This window comes from Actinokineospora spheciospongiae (assembly GCF_003182415.1).
In the GTDB taxonomy this organism is placed as follows: domain Bacteria; phylum Actinomycetota; class Actinomycetes; order Mycobacteriales; family Pseudonocardiaceae; genus Actinokineospora; species Actinokineospora spheciospongiae.
This window is the reverse complement of record NZ_QHCP01000001.1, coordinates 66245-89508: the sequence shown is the minus strand read 5'-3', so window position 1 is coordinate 89508 and position 23264 is coordinate 66245. Positions and strand designations below refer to the sequence as shown.

Below are 23264 nucleotides of genomic sequence, written 5' to 3'. Positions count from 1 at the left end.
CGGCATGGCAGCACAGCGCGCGGTGGTGATCGGCGGCGGCTTCGGCGGCCTGTGCGCGGCCCGGGTGCTCAGCGGGCACTTCGCCGAGGTCGTCGTGCTGGAGCAGGACCCGGTGACCGCGGAATCCGCGCACCGGCGCGGCATCCCGCAGGCCCACCACCCGCACGCCCTGCTGGCCAGGGGGTCGGCCGTACTCGAAGGCCTCTTCCCCGGCCTCGGCGACGAACTCGCCGCGCGCGGCGCCACCCGGGCGGACTTCGGCGAGAGCGCCCGCTACCGCCTCCCCACCGGCTGGGCCCCGCGCGGTCGGATCGGCCTGCCGATCCAGACCGCCACCCGGGTCACCCTGGAGCGCTGCCTGCGCCGCCGGGTCCTCGACGACCCGCGCGTCACCACCCGACCCGGCTTCACCGTGGACGGCCTGTGCTGGGACGCCGAGGGCACCCGCGTCACCGGGGTCACCGGGTCCGCCCTCCCGGACGCGCACGAGGAGATCGGCGCCGACCTGGTCGTGGACGCGAGCGGCCGCCTGACGAAGCTGCCCACCTGGTTGCGCGCGGCGGGGTTCGGCAGGCCGGAGGAGGTGTCGGTGACCGGCGAGGGCGTCTACACCACCCGCCTGTTCCGCGCACCGTCCACAGCGGACTGGACGACGGTGGCCGAGTTCCCGCGCGCCCCGGACCGCCGCCGCGGCGGCGTTCTCGTCACCACCGAGGACGGGCACCGCCTGCTCACCCTGATGGGCGCCGACGGCCAGGCGGCCCCGACCGACCCGGCCGGGTTCCTCGACTACGCGCGCACCCTGAGCAGCCCGGAGTTCGCCGAGACGATCACCGGCGGCGAACCCCTCGGCCGCGCGCACCGCATGGCCCACCTCGACAGCCGCTGGGTTCACTACCACCGGATGCCCCGCTGGCCCGGGGGCCTGCTCTGCCTGGGCGACGCGGTGTGCACGCTCAACCCCGTCCACGCCCAGGGCATGACCGTGACCGCCGTGCAGGCGCAGATCCTCGGCGACCTCCTCGACCGGGGCGCGGCGGACCTGCCGCGGGTGTTCCAGAAGCGGGTCGCCCGCGCCCTGGCGCTGCCCTGGGCCATGGCCACCGCCGCCGACCTCACCTGGGACCCGCACCCCACCCCGGCCCGCGCCCGCCTCGCCCAGTGGTACCTCGCCCGCCTGGACGACGTCATCCCCGGCGACCCGGACGTGTTCCGCCGCTTCTTCCTCGCCGCGCACCTGGTGCGCGGCCCGGCGGTGTTGCTCGCCCCGAGCGTGCTGTGGAAGGTGCTACGCCCGCCCCGCCGAGGCGACCAGGGCGGTGCAGTGCTCGACCAGCCGGGCGCGGGGGACGGTCAGCGTGCCGTCGAGGAAGGCGATGAACAGGGTGGTGAGCGCCCCGACCACGCCGAGGGCGATCATCTGCCGCTCGGCGGGGTCGGCGGCGGTGAGGTGGTCGTGGACCAGCGCCACGAACGCGGGGGCGAGTTCCTGCCCGCGCGACCCGAGGGTGGCCTCGGTCAGCGGCCCGAGCAGCAGCACCCGCCCCACCGCGGGGTCACCCACGATGAGGTCGACGAACGCGGCCACGGCGGCCCGCGGTAGGTCCTCCCGGTCGGCGCCCCCGGTGGCCGCCACCAGGGCGTCGTGCGCGCGGGCGCCGACGTCGTCGTAGACGGCGCGGACGAACTCGTCGCGGTCGGGGAAGCTCTCGTAGAAGTAGCGCTCGGTCAGCCCGGTGGCCCGGCAGACCGCCCGGACGGACACCCCGGGGCGGCCGGGGTCACCCAGCAGCGCCACCCCGGCGGCGAGCAGGGCGGCGCGGCGGGCGGCACGGCGGTCGGCGAGTGAGGAGGCCATCGCGGACCATTCTCACCCCTGACCACCCGGTCGTGGCGGACAGGCGCGGGGCGGGCGGGTCGGGGCGGGTCGGAAGGTGCCGATCGAGGGGTGCTGGGCACCCGATGGGGTGGTCGCGCCGGTACCGGACCGGAAAGTGCAGCAGGCTCGTCCACGTGGGGCGCCCGGCAAGGCGGCGCCACGGCCCCAACCGGGAGGAACACCATGGGGAAACGTCTTGTGCGGACCGCGGCGGCCCTCGCCGGGACCATCGCGCTCATCGTGTCGCAGGCGGGCACGGCCACCGCCGCCACCCCCGGCGACGGGGTGTGCGACGAGGGCGAGTTCTGCCTGTACTGGGGCCAGGACCAGTCCGGCGCGCTCGCCGACTTCACCGCCACGGTCGCCGACTACGGCGACACCGCCCCGGACTGCCAGACCTTCACCGGACCGGGCCCCGGCCTGGGCGCCTGCGTCAAGAACAACGCCACGTCGGCGTGGAACCGCTCCACCACCCACACGGTCACCGTCCACTTCGACGCCGACAACCAGGGCGCGGCCGACACCGTCGCCTCCGGGCAGAAGGTCGACCTGGCCAAGACCTGGCTGGAAAACGCCTCCCACGAGTTCACGGCGAATCCGGCCCCACAACCCACCAGGTGACCGCCCCGCATCCTGCCCCGACCACCCTCGATCAGCCGTTCGCCGCGCTGAACTGGGGTTCCCATCGCCGAGCCACCACGACACCATCCGACCCAGGTCACCCGAGAAGTCCGGGGAGTGCCCGCGAAGATGATCGAGACTCACTCGTCCACCCTGCCCCGCCAGTAGTCCAGGTTGCGGCGGGTGGCGAGGGTGTCGGGGTGGAGAGCCGACGGGACCGAGGAGGCCCCAACGGTTGCCTGCGATGTCGCGGAAGACGACAACCCGGCCGTAGGGCTCGGTTCGGGGTTGGGTGAGGAACTCGACACCTGCGGTGCGCATGCGTCGGTAGCTCGCGTCGAAGTCGTCGACGCGGAGGAAGAACCCGACCCGACCGGCGTGCTGCTCGCCGATCGCGGCGATCTGGTGTTCGCCGTCGGCGCGGGCGAGGAGGATGCCGGTCTCCGCGCCCGGCGGGCGGACGACCACCCAGCGCTTGGGACGACCGTCGTCGGTGCGGGCAGACGAGTCCTCGGCCAACTCGAATCCCAGTGCCTCGGTGAAGAAGTCGATCGCGTCGTCGTAGTCCTCGACGAGGATCGCGGTGAGTTGCAGGAACGCCATGGACGCCATGGTGGCCCAGCGCCTCGCCTGCCTCGGAACCCCGGGGTGGGGGTCCACAGGTCCGAACACCGACAGGTCGGGCCGAACGGGATCGCCGCCTCGCGTTGACAACGGGCGTTGTCGGCTTCTAGCCTGACAACACCCGTTGTCAGCTCGGCGGCGGGGTGGTCGATTCCTGCCGGAGGGAACGTCATGGCGGAGGGGCTCGGACCGGGGTCGGTCACCTGGGAGTACTTCGGCGACTGGCGCGGGATGCTCCAGGGGCTCTGGGCCGGGTCGATGCAGAACATGCACCCCAAGCTCGGCGCCGCCGTGGAGGAGCACTCGGAGTTCTTCGAGGAGCGGTGGGAGCGGTTGTTCCGCTCGCTCTACCCCATCGGCGGTGTGGTGTTCGACGGGGAGCGGGCCGAGGAGACCGGGCGGGAGGTGCGGGACTACCACCGCGACATCAGGGGCGTCGACACCCGGGGCAGGCGGTACCACGCGCTCGACCCGGACGTCTTCTACTGGGCGCACGCGACGTTCTTCTACGGCACCCTGCTCACCGCGCAACACTTCTGCGGCGGGATCGGCGAGCGGGAGAAGCGGGAGCTGTTCGAGGAGCACAAGACCTGGTACGCCCGGTACGGCGTCAGCATGCGCCCGGTGCCGGACACCTGGGAGGACTTCCAGCGCTACTGGGACCACATGTGCCGCGAGGTGCTGGAGGACAACAGGGCCACGCGGGACGTGCTGGACCTGACCACGATGCCCGCGCCGCCGTTCGCGCCGTGGTTGCCGGACTGGCTGTGGCGGCCGACCCGCGCGGTGGTGGCGCGCGGGTTCGCGTGGGTGACCGTGGGCATGTACGACCAGCCGGTGCGGGACCTGCTGGGCTACCGGTGGTCCACGTGGGACGAACGGGCGCACCGGGTGTTCGGCGCGGCGGTCGGGCTGGCGTTCCGGCTGGTGCCGCCCCGGCTGCGCAAGCACCCCCGGGCCAGGGACGGCCTGGACCGCGCGTCCGGCAGGCTGCCCGCCTCGACACCGCTGGTGCACACCCCGGAGCGGTACCTGCCGCGCGACCGCACCGATCCCCGCCACTACTGCCCGGTGCACGCCGAGCGCCGGGGCTGAAACGCCCGAAAACCCCGACTGGACCGAAAGGCCCCTTGACGGACGGGAGTCACGGTCGCATCATTGCCCGACATACCGAACGCTCGGTATGGTCGGTCCCAGATAGTGGGACATTCCGTGAGGACAGAGGCGTCCGAAGGAGTTGGCCCCGATGCAGAGCGATCCCGCGCTCACCGTGTCCGCAACCACCGTCCGCTTCGGCGGGCTGACCGCGCTCGACGACGTCTCCCTGGCCGTGCGCCCCGGCACCGTGCACGGCGTCATCGGCCCCAACGGGGCGGGCAAGACGACGTTGTTCAACGTCATCTGCGGCTTCGTGCGGCCGGTGCGCGGGGAGGTGCTGTGGCGCGGGGAGTCCCTGCGCCGCCACCGGACCCACGACCTGGCCCGGCTCGGGATCACCCGGACCGTGCAGGGGCTGGGGCTGTTCGCGGGCGCGACCGTGCTGGACAACGTGCTCGTCGGCGCGCACCGGCACCGCGGGTCCTCGGCCCTGGGCACCCTGCTGGGCCTGCGCGGGGCGGCGCGGGACGAGCGGCGGCTGACCGAGCGCGCCCTGGGCATGCTGGACGAACTCGACATCGCCCGGTGGCGCGACGCGCTGCCCGGGGCGCTGCCCTACGGCGTGCGCAAGCGGGTGGCGCTGGCCAGGGCGCTGGTCGCCGAGCCGGAGCTGCTGCTGCTCGACGAACCCGCCTCCGGTCTGTCCGAAGTGGAGGTGGAGGAGCTGGTGGTGCTGCTGCGCGGGCTCACCGACCGCACGGCGGTGCTGCTGGTCGAACACCACGTGGACATGGTGATGCGGGTGTGCGACCACATCACCGTCCTCGACTTCGGCCGGGTGATCGCCGACGGGCCACCGGAACAGGTGCGCGCCGACGAGCGGGTCACCGAGGCCTACCTCGGAACGGCGGGCTGACCGTGCTGCGAGTACAGGACCTGGCGACCGCCTACGGACCGGTGCGCGCCCTCGACGGGGTGGACCTCGCCGCCGAGGCGGGCGTGATCACCGCCGTGCTGGGGGCGAACGGGGCGGGCAAGACGACGCTGCTGCGCACCGTCAGCGGCCTGGCCGCGCCGAACGCCGGCACGGTCACCTTCGACGGCGAGGACATCACCGGCTGGGCGCCCGACCGGATCGTGCGCCGCGGGCTGGCGCACGTGCCGGAGAACGGCGGCGTGATCACCGAGCTGACCGTGGCGGACAACCTCCGGCTCGGCGGCCTGTGGCGGGCGCGGGCCGACCGCGAGCGCACCCGCCGGGAGGTGCTGGAGCTGTTCCCGCCGCTGGCCGAGCGGCTCGACCGGCAGGCGGGCACGCTCTCCGGCGGGGAGCGGCAGATGCTGGCGATCGGCCGGGCGCTGATGAGCGGGCCGCGGGCGGTGATCCTCGACGAGCCGTCCCTCGGGCTGGCGCCGATGGTCACCGCGCGCATCCTGCGCGTGCTGCGCGAACTGGCGCTGACCGTGCTGCTGGTGGAGCAGAACGCCCGCGGCGCCCTGTCGGTGGCCACCCACGGCTACGTGCTGTCCCTGGGCCGGGTCGTCGCCGACGCCCCCGCCGCGGACCTGCTCGACAACGACCGACTCCGACACGCCTACCTGGGGTTCTGATGCCCGACTTCCTCACGCTCACCCTGGGCGGGCTCACCAACGGCGCCATCTACGCCGCGCTGGGGCTCGCACTGGTCATCATCTACCGGGCGACCCGGGTGGTGAACTTCGCGCAACCCGCCCTGGCGCTGCTGTGCGCCTACCTCGCCCACAGCGTCAACCGCGCGACCGGCGGCTACTGGCTCGGGCTGCTGGTGGCGCTCGTGGCGGGCGGCGTCCTCGGCGCGCTCACCGAGCGGGTGCTGATGCGACCGCTGCGCCGGTCCGGGGAGCTGGCCCCGGTGATCGCCACCCTGGGCCTGCTGATGCTGTTGCAGGCGGTCAGCGGGATGATCTGGTCGGCGGAACCCAAGTCGTTCCCCTACGCCTTCGACTTCCGCGGCGCCTTCTCCCCCGCCGCCGTGTTCGTGGTGGTGGTCGTGCTGGTGACCGCCGGGGCGGTGCTGGCCCTGTTCGGGGCGACGACGCTGGGCCTGCGGATGCGGGCCGCGGCGTTCAAACCCGAGGTGGCGAGCCTCGTCGGGGTGAAGGTGGGCCTGATGCTGACCATCGGGTGGACGCTGGCCGCGGTGGTGGGCGCCCTCGCCGGGGTGCTCGCGGCGCCGCCGTTCCTGTCGCCCACGGTGCTCGACGCGGTGTTCGTCTACGCGCTGACCGCGGCCGTGCTGGGCGGGCTGGAGAACCCGGTGGGCACGATCATCGGCGGGTTCGGCCTGGGCGTGGTGCTGTCGTACGTGTCCGGGTACGTCGGGCCGGAGCTGGTGACCCTGGCGTCGTTGGCGATCCTGGTGCTGGTGCTGACCTTCCGCCCGCACGGCCTGTTCGGGCGCGGCGTGGCCAGGAGGGTGTGATGGTGTCCCAGGAGGAGATCCAGGCAGCGGAGAGCCGAGCCGGGGGAATCCGGTCCGGGCGAGCGCCGAGGCGGGCGGCGCTGCCGCCGCTGGTGCGCCACCTGCTCTGGGCGCTGCTCGCCTTCGCCGTGGTGGTCGCGGTGTCCTCGGTGGTCGACCCGTTCACCAACGTCCGGGTCGCAACCGTCGGGTACCTGCTGCTGGCCGCCGCCGGGCTGACCGTCCTGACCGGGCTCACCGGGCAGGTGTCGCTGGGCCACGGCGCGTTCCTGTTCGTCGGCGCGTACACCGTGGCGCTGCTGGTCACCCACGTGCCGAGCCTGCCGTTCTGGGCCGACCTGCTCATCGCCGCCGCCGTCAGCGGGGTCGCCGGGGTGCTCACCGGGGCCGCCGCGGCCCGGCTGCACGGCCCGTACCTGGCCGGGGCCACGCTGGCGCTGGCGGTCGGCCTGCCCGCGATCACCCAGCGCTTCCCGGACTTCCTGGGCGGCAGCAACGGGTTGGGCTTCACCGTCAACAGCATGCCCGCGGGCCTGGACGTGCCCACCACCCGCTGGCAGGCGTGGGTGGTGTGGGCGACCGTCCTGCTGGGAATGGTCGTGCTGGCCAACATCACCTCCGGCCGGGTCGGCCGGGAGATGCGCGCGGTCCGCGACGACGAGGTATCCGCGGCGCTGGCCGGCATCCGGGTCGGGCGGACGAAGGTGCTGGCGTTCCTGGTCAGCGCCGTCTGCGGTGGGCTCGCGGGCGGGTTGCAGGCGTTCCTGCTGGGCACCGCCGCCCCCGGCTCGTTCACCCCCGCCCTGTCGCTGACGCTGCTCGCCGCGGTCGTGCTCGGCGGCGTCGGCAGCCTGTGGGGCGCGCTGTGGGGCGCGCTGGCCCTGGTCGCCCTCCAGGCGGGCGCGGAAGAACTCGCCCACGGCCTGTCCCTGCGCACCGACGTCGCCAACTTCCTGCCGCTGGCGATCTTCGGTGTCGTGCTCATCGTGGTGGTGCTGGTCCTCCCCCAGGGAATCCACGGCCTGCTCAGGAAGATCCCGCTCCGGCGTCGGAAGGACAGCCATGTTGAAGGCTAGGATCATCGGGCTCTCGGCCCTGTTGCTGCTCAGTGCCTGCGGGGGCGCGGGCGAGACCGACCCCGGTGGCGGCGGCGCCGCGAGCGGGGTGAAGAACGAGACCGCCGGGATCACCGACACCTCCATCGTGATCGGCACCCACCAACCGCTCACCGGCCCGGCCGCCTCCGGCTACGCCTCCATCTCGGCGGGCTCCAGGGCCGTCTACTCCTACGTCAACGACGCGGGCGGCATCAACGGCCGCAAGATCGACTACCGGGTCGAGGACGACGGCTACAACCCGACGAAAACCGTCGAGGTGGTCAAGAAGCTCGTGCTCCAGGACCAGGTGTTCGCCGTGGTCGGCGGCCTCGGCACGCCGACGCACTCCAAGGTGCTCGACTTCCTCACCACCGAGGGCGTGCCGGACGTCCTGGTGTCCTCCGGGGCGCTGGCGTGGGACGACCCGGCCGCGCGGCCGATGACCTACGGCTTCCAGGTGGACTACACCCGCGAGTCGAAGATCCTGGGCAAGTACGTCAAGGAGAACCTGGCGGGCAAGAAGGTCGGCGTGCTCTACCAGAACGACGACGTGGGCCGCGACGCGCAGGCCGGGCTGGACCAGTTCGTCAAGGACGCCGTCGTGTCCCGGCAGCCCTACGACTCGGCCAACACCGACGTGCTCCCGCAGTTGACCGCGCTCAAGGGCGCGGGCGCCGAGGTCGTGGTGTGCGAGTGCGTGCCCGCGTTCACCGCCCTGGCCGTCCTCACCTCCGCCCGGCTGGGCTACAAGCCGCAGTTCGTGGTGAACAGCATCGGCGCCGACACGCGCACGCTCAGCGGCCTGCTGTCGGCGTTCAGCAAGCAGGCCGGGGCGGAGGTGTCGCCGTCCGCCCTGCTCACCGGCATGATCGGCGCGGGCTACCTGCCCGGTGTGGACACCGACGACCCGTGGATCACCCTGTTCAAGGAGATCCACCAGCGCTACATCCCGGACGTGCCGCTCACCAACACGCTGGTCTCCGGCATGGCGCAGGCGTACACGTTCGCCCAGGCGGTCAAGCTGGCGGGCCGCGACCTGACCCGCTCGAAGCTGCTGGAGGCCATGTCGTCGGGCTCGCTGTCCGGGCCGGGGATGACCCCGTTCGCGTTCTCGAAGGACTCCCACGCCGGCTACACCGGGGCGTTCGTGTTCACCGTCTCCCCCGACCTGACCCCGAAGGTCGTCCAGGAGCCGATGGTCACCGACCGCGGCACCGGCCCGATCACCGCCGCGCCGACCGCCCGCCGCACCCCGGCCGAAGTGGCTCTGGTTGGCTGAGCCGGTGCCTGTACGTGACCGAGTTGTGCGCGCGGCCATCACCCTGTTCGCGCGCAAGGGCTTCGACGCCACCCCCGTCCGCGAGATCGCCGACGCGGCGGGGGTGACGACGGGAGCCCTCTACCACTACTTCGCCACCAAGGAAGACCTGCTCGTCGAGGTCTACCGGCAGATGCAGGGCGGGCAGCGGCTGCGCATGGAGGCCATCGCCGACTCCGACCTGCCGCTGCGGGAGAAGCTGCACGCCATCATCAGCGACGTGGTGGAGTCGACGATCGCGGACCTGGACGAGGCGGTGGTCTTCTTCCAGTCCTTCCACCTGCTGTCCCCCCGGGTTCGCGAGATGGTCCGCGGTGAGCGCCGCGGCTACCACGACCGGGTCAAGGCCCTGATCGAAGAGGGGCAGCGGGACGGGACGTTCCGGTCCGACGTCCCGGCGACACTGGCGGTCAGCTACCACTTCGGCGCGGTCCACCGGCTCGGCCTGTGGTATCACCCGGACGGTCCGCTCAGCGCCGAAGAGGTGGCGCGGCACTTCGCGGACCTCACCCTGAGCAGCCTGACCCCCTGAGGAGCCCGCGCGGGCGGGAAGGGTTGCCCCCGAGGGCAGGAAAGCGTTGGCGGGCCCCGGGAACGGGGCCCGCGGTGCTCTACTCGGGGGCATGACCCGAGCAACCCCACCCACCCGAGGGCAGCGCGCGGTGCCGCGCACGGCCGCCGTGATCGCGGCGCTGCTCACCACGTCGGCGATCGGGGCGGCCGGGTCGCCCGGTGCGCGGGCGCGGCAGGGGGCGCACGGCGACCCGGCCCCGGTCCGGCCGCGCGTCGTGGAGGGTGTGCCCGCCCCGGTCCCCGGGGCGGACGGCGGCACCCCGCCGACCGCGGCACCGCCGGTCGTGCCGGTGGTCGAGCGCACCTCGCCCGGCGGCGGGACCGTCGTGGACCGGCCCGCGTCGGTCTCGGGCATCCCGGCCCCCGTGCTGGCCGCCTACCGGCGGGCCGCGCTCGCGCTGGCCGGTTCGCAGCCGGGGTGCGGGGTGCCGGTGCCCCTGCTGGCCGCCATCGGGAAGGTGGAATCCGGCCACGCCCGCGGCGGCCGGGTCGACGCGGGCGGCACCACCGTCCAGGCGATCCTGGGACCGCGGCTCGACGGCGCCCCCGGCGTCGCCGCCATCGGCGACACCGACCTGGGCGGGCTGGACGGCGACGCGCGCTGGGACCGGGCGGTCGGCCCGATGCAGTTCATCCCCGGCACCTGGGCCAGGTGGTCCACCGACGGCAACGGGGACGGGGTCGCCAGCCCGCACAACGTCCACGACGCGGCCACCGCGGCGGCCCGCTACCTGTGCGCGGGCGGCCGGGACCTGCGCACCGAGGCGGGCCTGGACTCGGCGGTGCTCAGCTACAACCACTCCACGGCCTACCTGCGCCTGGTCCGGTCGTGGATGGCCGCCTACGCGGGCGGTGTCACCGCCGTGGCACCGACGGCCCCGGGAGGAACCCCGGCGACCGAGGGCGGCGGCGGTGCGGTCGCCCTGCCCGCCGCACCGCAGGCGGTCCCCGCTCCCCCGCACCAGCCCGGCACCACACCACCCACCACACCGCCCACCACCGGCCCGACACCGCCCCCGCCCGGCACACCGGCACCCCCCGGAACCTCCCAGCCCGGAACGCCCCGCCCGCAACCGCCCGCCCCGGCACCACCCCCGCCGCCGGTGCCGCCGGTACCGTCGGTGCCCGAGTTGCCCCAGGTGGTCGGTGGTGTGGTGCAGGGCGCGGTCGGCACCGTGGGGCAGGTGCTGGTGGACCCGGTGACCGGCCTGACGTGCGTGCTCGTCCCGGTGACCGGCCTGCTCGGCGGCTTCCTCGGCCTGCCCTCCCCCACACCCACCTGCACCCCCGCCCCGTGACCGCCGTGGCGGTCATCGCCCCGGCACCGCCGTGGCGGGCTCAGGAAGCGGCGACGTCCTCGCCCGCCCGGTGCGGCGTCCCGGTCCGCACCAGCCGGGTGGCCAGGTGCAGCGCCAGCCGCTCGTCCGGGTCGGTGAAGTCCACGGTGAGCAGGGTCCGGATGCGGTCGAGCCGTTGCAGCACGGTGTTGCGGTGCACCCCGAGCACCGCGGCGGTCGCGGTGGCGGAGGACTTGTTGTCCAGGTAGCAGGACAGGGTGTGCAGGAGCTGCCCCGAGGCGTCCGCGCCGAGCGGGCCGAGCAACTGGTGCGCGAGGTCCTGCTGGACACCCGTGGTGTACCTGTTGGACAGCAGGCGCTTCACGTCGTTCGCGCCGATGTGCTCCACCGCGCCCGCGACGTCGCGGGCACCGGCGAGCACGCTCGCCCGCCGGGCCTCGCGCAGCGAGTCGCGCAGCCCGGCGGTGCCCTCCGCCGCGGACCCGACGCCCGCGCACAGCCGCAGGTCGGGGCAGTCGTGCTCGGCGGCGAGCAGGGCGCGGCGGACCGCGTCGATCAGGTCGACCTGCGCCTGCGGGCCGGGTGCGACCGGGGAGGTGGTCCACAGTGACCACCCGTCGGCGTACGGGACGGGTTCGGCGCGGACGCCCCGGGTGGCCAGGTGCTCGCGCAGCCGGTCGCGGACGACCGCGGTCGGGGTCTGCCCGGCGCGGAAGCGCACGTGCACACCGCTGTGCCAGCCGCCGAGCCGCCAGCCCGCCGCGGTGGCCTGCTCCAGCACCGGCAGCCTCGGCGCGCCCGCCTCCTCCAGCAGCCGGGTCAGCAGCGCCTCCAGGCGCCTGCCCCGGCGCTCCAGGTCGACCGCGGCGGTGGCGAAGTGCGCGACGAACGCCCACGCGGCCACACCGAGGGCCTGGGTGACCACGCGCACGTGCGCCGCGGGCGACACCGGGACCTCGGCCGCCAACCACAGGTTCGCCGGTCCGCCCGGGGTGGGGTGGACCGGGTGCAGGAGCAGCAGCGCGTCCGGCCCGGCCGAGCACACCCGGGACAGCGGGCGGGCCGCGGCGAGCCGGGCGGCGGTGGGCGCGGTGAGCGGCAGCAGCGCCGGGCGCAGGTCCCCGGCCACCACCCGGCCCGTCGGGTCGACCAGGCCGACCGGGTGGCGCAGCGCCGTCCCCAGCAGCCGGACCATCTCCGCCGGGTCCGGTGGGGCCGCGCGCAGCCGGTGCGCGACGAGGCCGACGAGCCCGCTGTCGGCGGATTCCGGGGCGCGCACGTAGCGGTCCATGGCGGGCACCAGCCGGTTGGGTTCGGCGTCCTCGACCAGGACCAGCGCCACCCCGGACCGCTCGGCCAGCGACCGGGTGGCCTGGGGCAGCGGCTGCGGTGGCCGTTGCAACAGCAGACCGGTGGCCCCCCGTTCGGCGGCGAGCCGGATCGCCAGGTCGGTGTCGACGTCCTCGGCGCGCAGTTGGGTGCGGCCGAACACGACGAGGGAGGCGGGGGTCACCTCGGCCACCGCGGCCGCGGCCGGTGCCGCGGTGACCGAGTCGACGGGCGTCTCGAGCGAGCGCTCGGAGGCGAAGACGGTCTGGTCGCTGAAGAATCCGACGGACAGCAGGCGACTGAGCGCAACGGACATTGACTGGGTCTCCTCAGTTCCGCACGACGCGGGCGGCGCACCCACCGGCGCGTCACCTTTTCACCGACCGCGCGCCCGGTTGGGACGCGATCCCCCGACCCCGTTCGGAGTCCGCGGGCGACGCTGCCGGGCGGTCTCCGTCTTCTGTTCACCAGGACAACGACGATCACCGGCCCGGTGGTACGGTCCGTTCAGGCGTCACCCGATCGGACGATTCACCAAAGAGGGCAAGCATTTCGGCCCGGTACGCCTTCCACTGTGGTCGCGACGGCGCGAGGCGCGCTCGGATTCGTCCTGTTCGCGCTGGTCGATCCGGATGCGGGCTCCCCGGGTGGCGTCCGGTACCGCCCGGACCACGTTGTGATCAACTCCACTGTCGGTGACAGCCCCCGCCGGGGGTCGGTGGTGCGGACCCCCGGCTCAGATCATCCCCTCGCGCAGGGCGAAGGCGACCGCGTGCGCGCGGTTGCGCAACTGGAAGCGGTTCACCACGTCGTGCAGCGTGTTCTTGATGGTCCGCTCCGAATAGGACAGTTCGTGGGCGATCTCGCGCACCTCCATGCCCTGGGCGATCAGCCGCAGCACCGACGCCTCCCGGTCCGACAACCCGGTCAGCCGCAGGCCCCTGGGCGCGAGCACCTGGTTCTGCAACCGGTTGACCTGGTCGAGCAACCTGCCCAGCAGCTTGGGCGAGAGCACCCCGCCCATGCCCGCGGCGTGCCCGATCGCGGCCACCAGCCGCTCCGGGGTGGCCTCCGCGCGCGGGACGATGCCGCAGGCGCCCGCCTCGATCGCGGCCAACAGCGCGCTGTCGTCGATCAGCGCGAGCACCATCACCACCTGGCGCACCCCCTGGCCGCGCAGCTCCCGCACCAGGGCCAGCGCGGCGTCGTCCACGACGTCGCTGACCACCACGCTGACCACCCCGGGCTCCTGGGCCGGGTGGGCGACGAGGAGCAGTTCCGGCCGCGACCGCAGTTGCGAGTCCACCCCGGTCCGCAGGATCGGGTCGATGGCGGTGACGTGGACAGGGATGCGGTTCATCTCGTCGCCCCTCTGGTCGGTGCTGCGCTGTGCCGACCCCCACTGTGCGCGGCGGGCTCAACACCGGCTCAACACAGCGCGACGGCCGCTCAACGCGGTCGTCCGACCCGGTGCGGCTACCGCACCAGCGCGGCGGTGAACACCCCCTGCGGTGTGCACGGGTCGCGCGCGTTGCCGCAGGACACGGCCAGCACGAGCGATTCGCCGGGGGCCACCAGCGGCGGGTCGTCCGGGCGGAACAGCAGCCCGTCGCCGCCGTCGCGGTCGACCGCGGCCAGGTCGACGGTGCCCACCACGGTGCGGTCGTGCCGGATCTGGACCTGCCCGACGTCCGCGGCCGGGTTGCGCAGCAGCACCGAGGTCACCCGGTGGCGCGGGCCGTCGGGGACCACGTAGGAGAAAAGCTGCGGACCGCCGCCGACACCGGGGTAGGCCTGCGCGGCGATGGTGAACGTCGTGGTCACCGGGGCGGGGGCGGAGGTCGTCCGGCCGGTGGTGGCCGCCGACCCGGCACCGCCGACCCGGGCGGGCGGCACGGGCGCGGTGGTCGTGGGCACCGGGGCGGACGACGTCGGGGCGGTGCTGCTCGGGGCGGGCGTCGTGCTCGGCGGCGCCGGGGTGGACGACGGGACGGGCGCGTGCCCCACCAGCGACAGCGGTCGCTGGCGCAGGATGGTGGTGATCAGGATGACCAGGAGCAGCATCAGCGCCAGCAGGACCGCGAACAGCCGGACGAACCGGCGCGGCAGCAGCGCCGCCTGGTCGAGGGCGGCCTCCACCTCGATCGGCGCCCCGTCCGGGCCCAGGACGCGGATGGTGAACGGCAGCAGCCGGTTATCCCCGCGCCAGAAGTACCTCTTCGGCTTGGCCACCACCCGGACGAAGGTGGCGGTGCCGGGTTCGACCAGGGGCGCGCGCGGCTTGACCTTGAAGGTGAGCCTGCTGTCGGCGTCGGTGGCGCTCACCTCGACGCCGTGGCTGTGGTTGCCCAGGTTGTCCACCGCGAGGGTGTGCTTGCCGGTGCGCCTGCTGGTGGAGGTCACCGGCACCACCGCGGCCTCGACCTCGGTGAACTGATCGAGGGTGAGCAGCCCCTCCTGCACCACCGACCCGGCCGGGTCCTCCCGCGAGGCGACCACCAGCGCGAAGGCGTGCTCCCCGGCGAGCACCCCCGGCGAGCGCGGCGGGGTGAAGGTCAGCTCGACGCCGACCTCCTGCTGCGGCATCAGGTTGACCCTGGCGGGCTTGACCTCGGTCCAGTCGACGACGTCGCCGCGCACGGTGAAGGCGAACTGGTCGACCACCGCGGAGTTGTTGCGGATGAGCACGTGGCACCGCGCGGCCCCGCCGGGGGCCACGGTGACCTGGGTGGTGCGGAGCACCGCGCTGACGGCCATGCGGCAATCGTGGCGGGCGCGGGCGGGGCCGCGCAGCGGCGCGGGAACCGTCCGCGCGGGCGGTGAACGGTGGCCGCACGGGCAACCGGCTGCGCCGAATGGCGGCACGGGCCTGTGCGGGTTGCCCTGTCGGGCACCACCCGGTGGGCGCTTTGCCCGCTGACACCCGCCGCGGCGGCGTCCACACTTCCCGCGTGTCCGCACAGCAGAGCACCCCAGCGCGTGTCCCGCCCCGGCCCACCGAGGCGGGGACGCTGCGCCGGGAGCGCCTGCTCACCCGGCTGGCCGCGGTGGCCGACGCCCGGTTGCGGGTGCTCCTCGGCCCGGCCGGGTCCGGCAAGTCGGTGCTGCTGCGCCAACTCGCCGCCACCGCGCCCGAGCCGCTGCCCGTGCGCGCCGCGGCCGGGGACGGCGGTCTGCTGGCGGGCCTGGGTTCGGCGCTGGGCTGCGCGCCCGAGGTGGACGCGGTGCTGACCGCGTTCGACCGGCTCGGGCGCGAGGTGACCGTGCTGGTCGACGACGCGCACCCGGGCACCGCCGCGCTGACCCGGCTGGTGCGCGAGGCACCCGCCTGCGTGCGGTTCGTGGTGGCCACGCGGGACGAGCGGGCGGTGTGGGCGACGGACGTGCCCGGCGCCGTGCACTGGTTCGGCTACGCCGACCTGCGGTTGCGCACCTGGGACGTGGAGGAGCTGTTCTCCTCGGTCTACGGCGTCGCGCTGGGCCCGGAGGAGGCGGCGGCGCTGTGCGCGCGGATCGAGGGGCTGCCGGTGGCGGCCAGGCTGCTGCACGTCGACACCGTGCTGTCGGGGGCGCGGGAGCGGGCGGCGGCGTTCGCCGAGCCGCTGGCGGGGTCGCGGCAGCTCGCGGGCTGGCTGAGCAGGGAGGTGCTCGGGCCGCTGCCGCCGGAGGTCCAGGAGTTCATGGTGGGCGTCAGCCCGCTCGGCGTGCTCGACGGCCCGCTGTGCGACGCCCTGCTGGACCGGCGCGACAGCGGCGCGGTGCTCGCCGACCTGGCCGCCGGGCAGGCGCTGACCCTGCCGGTGCCCGGGGGCGTGCGGGCCTACCGGTTCCACACCCTGCTCCAGCAGCACCTGGAGGGCGAACTGGTCGAGCGCCGGGGCAGGCACCTGGCCCGGCAGGACCACCACAGCGCCGCGGGCCACCTGGTCACCGCGGGCCACTGGGCCGAGGCCCACCGCGGCTACGCCCGCGCCGAGGACTGGGTGGCCGCGGCGGAGGTGCGGCACCGGGCCAGGGCCGGGGTCGGCGGGCTGCGCGCGGCGGCCTCGGTGCCGCACACCCTGCTCGACGACGACCCGTGGGTGGCGCTGGCCGAGGCGCGGCGCCTGCGCGGGGAGGGCAGGCTCGCCGAGTCCTACGACCGCTACCTGCACGCCGAGGACCGGCTGTCCGACCCCGGGCTGCGCTGGCAGTGCTCGCTGGAGCGCTCCGGGGTGGCCAGGTGGATTCCCGGCGGGGAGGGCGAACGCGACGGGGACCCACTGGTCGACGATGTGTCCGGGCACGTGGCGGCGGCGGTGCGCGGCAGGCCGGTGCAGCTTCTGGCCAGGGCGGTGCCCGCCACGAGCCCGGAGTGGGACCTGAGCCGGGCGGTGGCGGCGATGCTCGACGGCAGGCCGCGGCTGGCCGCGGAACTGGCCGAACCGCTGGGCACCGGCCGCGGGTTCGTCGCGCTGGCCGCCCGGCTGCTGGTGGCGGTGCTGGCGGCTTCGACCGCGGGCCGGGTCACCCCCGCCGAGTTCGCCGCGCTGAGCACCGACGCCCAGGGCGCCGGGTGGCTCTGGCTGGCCAGGGTGGCCAGGGCGGGCGCGGCCCTGCTCGACCCGGACGCGTGCGCCGACGCCGCCGCGGTCCTCGACGAGTGCCGCGAGGTCGGCGACGAGTGGGGCGCCCTGCTGACCGGCTACGTGCTGGCGGTGGGCCTGATCCGCGCCGGGCACGACGAGGCGGTGGACGTCCTCACCGCCACCGCGGCCAGGGCCGCCCGGCTGGGGGCGCGGGTGCCGGAGACGTGGCTGCGGGTGCTGCTGGCCGACGAACTGGGCCGCCGGGGCCACCCGGCCGCGGCCGCGGAGCGGGAGCGGACCGAGGCACTGGTCGCCGCGACGGCGGTGCAGCGGGCCGCGCGGCAGGGCGCCGCCGCCGCGCGGGCGATGCGCACCCCGGCCGCCCCGGCGGGCCCCGCGCTCGCGGTCGTCCCCGAGCCGGTCGCGCCGGTGCCGCCGGTCGCGGTGCGCTGCCTGGGTTCCTACTCGCTGGTCGTCGCGGGCACCCCGGTCGACCTCGACGTGCTGCGCGCGCAGGCCCGCCGGGTGCTGCGGGTGCTGTCGATGCACTACGGGCAACCGCTGCACGAGGAGCGGCTGGTGGCGGCGCTGTGGCCGGACGCGCCGCTCAAGCAGGCCAAGCACCGGCTCCAGGTGGCGATCTCCAGCCTGCGCGCCCTGCTGCGCGGGTACGCGGTGGACGGGTTCGGCGTCCTGCGCCACGGCAGCACCTACCTGCTGGCGCTGCCCCCGGGCAGCGCGGTGGACGTGGTCGACTTCGCCGGGGCGGTGCGCGACTGGCGCGAGAGCAGGCGCACCCGCGACCTGCCCGCGATGGTCGAGCGCGGCCACCGGGTGCTCGACCTCTACCGCGGCGAACTGCTCAGCGAGGAGGGCGCGACGGAGTGGGTGCTGGCCAAGCGGGAGAGCCTGCGCGGCGAGGCCGCCGGGGTCGCCGTCGCGCTGGCCGGGCTGGAGATGCGGCGCGGTGACCTGACCGCCGCGATCGAGGTGTGCGAGCGGGCGCTGCGCATCGACGAACTGGACCACCGGCTGTGGTCGCTGCTGGCCGAGGCCCGCAGCCGCGCCGGGAACGTCGCGGCGGCCCGGCGCGGCCAGCAGGCGTACCGCACCCTGCTCGCGGAGGGCTGACGGGTGCCCCCCGGCCGGTGCGGCCGACCGGGGGGCACCGGATCACTTGAGGGCGAAGAACTCCAGTTCGCTGATCGCCACCGTCTGCCGCTTGGTGCCGCTGTAGGTGTCGACCACCTCGACGGTCACCGAGGACACCAGGGTGGTGTTCTTGAGGTCGATCGTCTGCCCCCGGGAACTGTCCTGCGGCAACACGTTCTCGCTCTTGCCGGTGTTGTAGGTAAGCCGCAGGATTGACGGCCGACCGTCCTCGGTGAACGACTCGAGCGCTCCCGAGTGGAGGATGATGCTGCGCAGCAGGTAGCTCTCCCCGAACGTGAAGACCACCTTGGGCCGGGCACCGCCGAGCTGCGCGGCCCAGAAGGTGTTGTCGTAGGTGTCCACGAGCATCCCGGGCGGGTGGTCGGGGATGGCCGTCGGCGAGGACACGGTGGTGGGCCGGATCGGGTCCAGGGTGGGCGCGACCTTGCGGTACAGGGCGCGCACGTTGTCGATGACGGTGGCCCGGAACGGCGGGTAAACCGCGTAGACGAGCCCCAGCACCACCGCGACGACCACCAGCACCGTGCGCAGCCTGCGCAGCGACAGCGTCGCCAGCCAGTTGCGGTGCTGGCGGGTGCCCTTGGCACCCGGGCGGGTGCCCGCGGGGTGCCGCTTGGGCTTGCGCCGGAACAGCCTGCGCCACCAGGCGAGCCGCACCACCCCGGCGTCGGCCAGCGACTCCCCGCAGCGGCTGCAGAAGTTGCGGGTGGGGGCGTTGCCCTCACCGCAGACCGCGCACACCAGGTCGTCGGGTTCGAGCCTGCGGGTCGGCTTGGTGCGCACGATCGCCCGGGTCTTCTTGACCGCGGGCGCGGGCGCCAACTCGGGCGGCTCCTCCGGCCGCGCCTCGGCCACCCCGGTGACCGACAGCGCCAACGCGGCCACCAACTCCGGGTCGGCCGCGGGCCGCGCGGGCCCCGGCCCGGCCGCGGGCGGCTTCCCACCCGGCTGCTTCGCCCCGGGGGGCGGCACCTTCGCCGCAGGCGGCATCTTCGCCCCGGGCGGCGGGGGCGGCGCACCCGCACCGCCCCCGCCGGGCGGCTTGGCCCCCGGGGGTGCAGGCGGCGCACCCGCAGCACCCGCAGCACCCGCCCCGGGCGGCGCAGGCGATTTCGCCCCCGGGGGCGGCGGTGCGGCACCCGGCAGAGGCGGGGCCGTGGCTCCGGAGGGCGGCGGCTTGGCCCCGGGCGGCAGGGGCGGAGCACCCGCTGCGCCACCACCGGCCGCACCACCACCAGCCGCGCCACCACCGCTGGCGGCACCACCGGCCGCCGCACTGCCACCGGCCGCACCACCAGGCGGCGCGGGCGGTTTCGCCCCCGGAGGCAGGGGCGGCGATGCAGCACCCGGCGGAGGTGGAAACTTGGCCCCGGGCGGCGAGAGCGGAGCGCCCGCCGCACCACCACCGGCCGCCGCGTTGCCGCCAGCCGCGCCACCACCACCAGCCGCCGCACTGCCACCGGCCGCACCACCACCGGCTGCCGCGCCACCACCGGCGGCGGCACCACTGGCCGCCGCGCCACCACCGGCCGCACCACCGAGCGGCGCGGGCGGCTTCGCCCCCGGGGGCGGGGGCGGCGGCGATGTGGCGCCCGGCGGGGGTGGGGGCTTCGCCCCGGGGGGCGGCGGCTTGGCCCCGGGCGGCGGGGGCGGAGCGCCCGCCGCACCACCACCGGCTGCCGCACTACCACCAGCCGCACCACCGGCTGCCGCGCCACTACCACCGCTGGCGGCGCCACCAGCCACACCACCAGCCGCCGTGCTGCCGCCGGGCGGCACGGGCGGTTTCGCCCCCGGGGGCGGGGGCGGCGGTGCGGCACCCGGCGGAGGCGGCGGCTTGGCCCCGGGCGGCGCCGGTGCCTTCGCACCGGGCGGCGGGGGTGGCGGCGCCTTCGCTCCTGGCGGCGGAGGCGGCGGCTTGGCGCCGGGAGGTGGGGGCGGCGGCGGCTTCGCGCCCGGTGGGGGCGGAGGCGGCGGGGGCGCACCCGCTGGCGGCGGGGGTGGCGGGGGTGGCGGCGGTTCGGCCTCCGAGGTCCAGGTGGCCAGGGCCGCGGCGGCGGGCGCGGGTTCGCGCCTCTCCACGTAGACCCGCTCGGGCAGCCAGGACGCGACCTTGTCGCGCACCCGCTGCCACAGCGTCAGCTTCTCCGGCTGCGGCGGCGGGGGCGGTTCCTCCACCACCACTACCACCTCCGGCGGCGGGGCGACCTTCTCGCCGTTCCACTCCAGGAACTTGCCGCAGTCGCCGCAGAACGCGGCGGCCTCGTCGTTGTGGTTGCCGCACACCGTGCAGACGATCACGGCAGCACCTCCAGCGAGTGCGCGATGTGGACCGGTTTGGCCGCGCGGATCACCGCGGCCACGGCGGCCTCGGACAGCGAGTCGGGCACCCGGGGGCGGACGGTGACCCGGACCCAGTGCTCCACGTCGGTCGGCGGGTCGGGTCGGGGGCGCACCGAGGACGACGTGCCGCCGCTCTCGGTGATCTCCACCTCCCCGTCCACCACGACCTCCAGGTGCCTGCGCAGCCCGGCCATGGTGCCGCGCATCCGGAACAGGTCCACCGCCTCGGCGACCACCGCGCGCTGCGCCGACAGCGGCCAGCTCTCGTCCAGCAGCACCCCGAACCAGCTCGACAGCCAGCGGACGAACCCCTCGGGGGCCAGCAGCGGGTCGACGTAGCCGTGCACGCAGTCGATGGTGTTGATGATCGGGGCGAGCACGTCGTCGAAGGCCGCGGTGAAGCGCGCCGCGAACCGGTCCTCGGCGAACACCGCGGGCAGGTGGTCGATCAGCGGGTACGGCGAGGGCAGCGGGGCGGGGGAACCGGGCACCACGGCCCGGCCGGTGGGGGTGCTCACGACCGCTCCACCCGGACCTGGTGGTCGTAGGAGAAGGCGAGCCCGCCCGCGCCCACCGGCAGCCGGGTCACCTCGGCGCCGCGCTCCCCGGTCACCGGGTTCGCGCCGTAGAGCCGCACGTCCTCCACCACGTCCACCCCGCGCACCGATTGCAGCAGCGCGAACACCTCGCCGTGCGAGACCCGCCTGCCGAACGCCCAGCCGGTGCCGTCCTCGCCGCCGGTCAGCGGGTTGATGAAGGAGTACAGCGCGGTCAGCGCCCTGGTGCGGACCTCGTCCGGGTCGAGCCGGGTGCGCGCCACCAGCCGGGCCACGACCGTGACGCCGCGGTAGCGGGGTGGTTCCACCAGGACCCGGGTGCCGACCAGCCGCACGTCGTCGAGCCTGCGGGCGATGCGCTCCAGGGTGTCGGCGGCGGGCACCAGGTCGGCGAAGAGCAACTGGCCGTCGCGGTGCGCGGCGGCGGGCACCACGAGCACCTTCACCGCGCCGTGCGCCACGTCGTCCTCGCCCGCGGTGAGGCAGTGGATGCGGGCGACCTCCGGGGCGGCCTCGCGGGAGATGGCCTCGTAGTCCTCGGCGGTGACCGCGCGGCTGCGGGTGCGCAGCATGATCGGCCCTCGGGTCTTGGCCTCCTCCAGGGTCTCCCCGTCGACGCCGCCGGAGGCCGGGTGCAGGTTGGTCACCCCGGCCACGAACGGGATGGAGCCCTTGAGGGTGTCCACGGCGTGGCGGGCGACGTTGCCGCGCAGGCCGCCGCCGCTGTAGTAGCGGCGCGCCCGGACCCGCGCGCCCGGCGGCGGGACCGCGCCGTACTGGTGCAGCCCGCGGTCGGGCAGCCGCACGGCCGGGCCGAACTCGACCTCGCCCGCGACCCCGTCGAGCACGAAGTGCCGGTCGTGCGGGCCGCTGGTGGCGAAGCCGTCGACCTGCGTCCACTCCTGCCACCCGGTCTCCCCCGCCACCTCGATCACCGCGGCGTGCGCCCCGGCCAGGACCGGGGCGTGGTTGAGCCGGAACCGCTGCCCCGGCACGCCCTCGGACTCGCCGAGTTCCTCGAACTCCACGATCCGCCCGTGCACCGCCGCGGCGGTGGCGCCGACGGTGCCCGCGGCCAGCGACCGGACCACCGGCGAGGAGCTGTAGGACGGTTGCCCCGGCAGCGGTTCGACCACCCGCACCCGCAGCCAACCCGCCCGCTGGTCCTCGATGACGCTGGCCTCGTGCCCGCGCGGCAGGTGCACCACGATCCGGCCGGACCGGTTGAGCCCGCCGGTCTCGTCGGTGGTCACGTCGCACCCGGTCCACCCGGTGCCCGTCCACGCCTCCCACACCAGCGGCGGGTGCAGCGGGTTGACGCCGACGCCGGTGGTCTCACCGCGGAAGTCCAGCCGCATGGCGCAGGCGGGCGCGGGGTCGCGCAGGCCGATCAGCAGCGCGTCGTCGAGCTGCGGCGGTTCGCCGAACGCGGCGAACTCCTGGCCGATCTCGTGGGCGGTGGTCTGGTTCTCGCTGGCCACCCCGCTCCCGGAGACCCGGCGCACCGCGGCGATCGAGGTGGGCAGCACCGGCAGGTCGGCGATCGTGGAGAACACCACCGACTCCTCGCTCTCGGTGCGGGTGGTGGACACGGCCGTGCCCGCCCGGATCACCAGCGGGGACCTGGCCGGGGTGGACAGCCAGAACGTGACCGGCACCTCGGCCGGGGTGGGCGGCAGCATCCGCAGCCCCAGCAGTTCCAGGAACTTCACGTACAGCCGGTCGGGCACCCGGTCGAGCCGGTAGCAGAGCTGCTCGGTCATGAAGGCGAACGCCTCGATCAGCGTGACACCGGGGTCGGAGACGTTGTGGTCGGTCCACTCAGGACAGCGGCGCATCACGTACCGCTTGGCGTCGTCGACCAGGTCCTGGAACCGCCGGTCGTCCAGGCTGGGGGCGGGAAGCACCATCAGTAGTCCCCCTCGTCGGGAATGGTGTAGAAGGGGTGGACCAGGTTGCGCGCGTCGTTCTCACCCTTGACCAGGTAGGTGATGTCGATGTTGAGCAGGTTCTCCTGGTTCTCGTCCGGGTGGACGAAGACGTCGCGCACGGTGACCCGCGGCTCCCACATGGCCAGCGAGTCGTGCACCTCGCGCTGGATCTGGGCGAACACCACCGGGGTGGCGCCCTCGAAGACGAAGTCGCGCAACTTGGCCCCGAAGGCCGGGCGGAACGGCCGCTCCCCCGGGTAGGTGGACAGCACCAGCGTCATGGCCTGTTCGAGCTTGCGGACGCCGCCGACGGTGGCGATGGTGCCGTTGCTGGTGACGTCGAAGGGGAACGCCCAGCCGCGGCCGATGAATTCGTCTTCTATCATCGGGGGC

Annotated in this window: 18 protein-coding genes and 2 pseudogenes; 11 read left to right on the top strand and 9 right to left on the bottom strand. The window is 75.0% G+C overall.

The features are described 5' to 3' along the window. Positions 1-4 precede the first annotated feature (4 nt). Positions 5-1603 carry an FAD-dependent oxidoreductase gene (locus tag DFQ13_RS35855; RefSeq protein ID WP_407643113.1) on the top strand — a complete coding sequence of 533 codons (1599 nt, stop codon included), beginning with the start codon at positions 5-7 and terminating at the stop codon, positions 1601-1603. 129 nt (positions 1604-1732) lie between these two features. On the opposite strand, the pseudogene DFQ13_RS35850 reads toward DFQ13_RS35855, so the two are convergent. Continuing rightward, a pseudogene (locus tag DFQ13_RS35850) lies at positions 1733-1858 on the bottom strand (hypothetical protein); the annotation flags it as partial. A 204-nt stretch (positions 1859-2062) separates the two neighbouring features. On the opposite strand from DFQ13_RS35850, the gene DFQ13_RS00380 reads away from it, so the two are divergent. Then, entirely contained in the window at positions 2063-2500 is a 438-nt protein-coding gene (locus tag DFQ13_RS00380) for a peptidase inhibitor family I36 protein (protein WP_110078361.1), read from the top strand. A gap of 288 nt (positions 2501-2788) precedes the next feature. Here DFQ13_RS00380 and DFQ13_RS00375 read toward each other — a convergent pair. Next, positions 2789-3103: pseudogene (locus DFQ13_RS00375) on the bottom strand (VOC family protein); the annotation flags it as partial. Positions 3104-3295: 192 nt separating this feature from the next. Here DFQ13_RS00375 and DFQ13_RS00370 point away from each other — a divergent pair. From DFQ13_RS00370 to DFQ13_RS00335, 8 genes are all read left to right on the top strand, one after another. Next, positions 3296-4219 carry an oxygenase MpaB family protein gene (locus DFQ13_RS00370; protein ID WP_110078360.1) on the top strand — a complete coding sequence of 308 codons (924 nt, stop codon included), beginning with the start codon at positions 3296-3298 and terminating at the stop codon, positions 4217-4219. A gap of 151 nt (positions 4220-4370) precedes the next feature. Continuing rightward, complete coding sequence (locus DFQ13_RS00365; protein WP_110078359.1) at positions 4371-5138, top strand: ABC transporter ATP-binding protein; 768 nt, start codon at positions 4371-4373, stop codon at positions 5136-5138. Between the two features lie 2 nt (positions 5139-5140). Next, complete coding sequence (locus DFQ13_RS00360; protein ID WP_084176012.1) at positions 5141-5833, top strand: ABC transporter ATP-binding protein; 693 nt, start codon at positions 5141-5143, stop codon at positions 5831-5833. Then, entirely contained in the window at positions 5833-6684 is an 852-nt protein-coding gene (locus tag DFQ13_RS00355) for a branched-chain amino acid ABC transporter permease (RefSeq protein ID WP_110078358.1), read from the top strand. The genes DFQ13_RS00360 and DFQ13_RS00355 overlap by 1 nt, the downstream gene beginning before the upstream one ends. After that, the gene (locus DFQ13_RS00350) at positions 6684-7760 is read left to right on the top strand and encodes a branched-chain amino acid ABC transporter permease (RefSeq protein ID WP_035285410.1); all 1077 of its coding nucleotides are present in this window, start codon (positions 6684-6686) and stop codon (positions 7758-7760) included. The genes DFQ13_RS00355 and DFQ13_RS00350 overlap by 1 nt, the downstream gene beginning before the upstream one ends. Next, positions 7747-9060, top strand: coding sequence for an ABC transporter substrate-binding protein (locus tag DFQ13_RS00345; RefSeq protein WP_110078357.1), 1314 nt, complete (start codon positions 7747-7749; stop codon positions 9058-9060). Before DFQ13_RS00350 ends, DFQ13_RS00345 begins: the two co-directional genes overlap by 14 nt. 4 nt (positions 9061-9064) lie before the next feature. Then, on the top strand, positions 9065-9631 hold the full coding sequence (locus DFQ13_RS00340) for a TetR/AcrR family transcriptional regulator (protein ID WP_110078356.1): 567 nt from the start codon (positions 9065-9067) through the stop codon (positions 9629-9631). 91 nt (positions 9632-9722) lie between these two features. Further along, on the top strand, positions 9723-10970 hold the full coding sequence (locus tag DFQ13_RS00335; protein ID WP_110078355.1) for a lytic transglycosylase domain-containing protein: 1248 nt from the start codon (positions 9723-9725) through the stop codon (positions 10968-10970). Positions 10971-11010: 40 nt separating this feature from the next. On the opposite strand, the gene DFQ13_RS00330 is transcribed toward DFQ13_RS00335, so the two are convergent. The 3 genes from DFQ13_RS00330 to DFQ13_RS00320 form a co-directional block, all read right to left on the bottom strand. Further along, the gene (locus DFQ13_RS00330) at positions 11011-12615 is read right to left on the bottom strand and encodes a PucR family transcriptional regulator (protein WP_110078354.1); all 1605 of its coding nucleotides are present in this window, start codon (positions 12613-12615) and stop codon (positions 11011-11013) included. 420 nt (positions 12616-13035) lie between these two features. Beyond that, on the bottom strand, positions 13036-13659 hold the full coding sequence (locus DFQ13_RS00325) for a response regulator transcription factor (protein WP_035285339.1): 624 nt from the start codon (positions 13657-13659) through the stop codon (positions 13036-13038). Positions 13660-13775: 116 nt separating this feature from the next. Next, a complete protein-coding gene (locus DFQ13_RS00320; RefSeq protein WP_110078353.1) occupies positions 13776-15056 on the bottom strand; it encodes a COG1470 family protein in 1281 nt (426 codons plus the stop codon). Between the two features lie 194 nt (positions 15057-15250). Between DFQ13_RS00320 and DFQ13_RS00315 the strand changes: the two genes are divergently transcribed. Next, positions 15251-17998 carry a BTAD domain-containing putative transcriptional regulator gene (locus tag DFQ13_RS00315; RefSeq protein ID WP_146240980.1) on the top strand — a complete coding sequence of 916 codons (2748 nt, stop codon included), beginning with the start codon at positions 15251-15253 and terminating at the stop codon, positions 17996-17998. Positions 17999-18040: 42 nt separating this feature from the next. On the opposite strand, the gene DFQ13_RS00310 is transcribed toward DFQ13_RS00315, so the two are convergent. The 4 genes from DFQ13_RS00310 to DFQ13_RS00290 all read right to left on the bottom strand — a co-directional run bounded on the left by DFQ13_RS00310 (position 18041) and on the right by DFQ13_RS00290 (position 23257). After that, entirely contained in the window at positions 18041-19030 is a 990-nt protein-coding gene (locus DFQ13_RS00310; RefSeq protein WP_146240978.1) for an NADase-type glycan-binding domain-containing protein, read from the bottom strand. Positions 19031-20337: 1307 nt separating this feature from the next. Then, positions 20338-20901: a phage tail protein gene (locus tag DFQ13_RS00300; protein ID WP_035285344.1), complete on the bottom strand. Its 564-nt coding sequence runs from the start codon at positions 20899-20901 to the stop codon at positions 20338-20340. Beyond that, entirely contained in the window at positions 20898-22850 is a 1953-nt protein-coding gene (locus DFQ13_RS00295) for a putative baseplate assembly protein (RefSeq protein ID WP_110078350.1), read from the bottom strand. The genes DFQ13_RS00300 and DFQ13_RS00295 overlap by 4 nt, the downstream gene beginning before the upstream one ends. Next, on the bottom strand, positions 22850-23257 hold the full coding sequence (locus tag DFQ13_RS00290) for a GPW/gp25 family protein (RefSeq protein WP_233438205.1): 408 nt from the start codon (positions 23255-23257) through the stop codon (positions 22850-22852). Before DFQ13_RS00290 ends, DFQ13_RS00295 begins: the two co-directional genes overlap by 1 nt. Between the last annotated feature and the right edge of the window lie 7 nt (positions 23258-23264).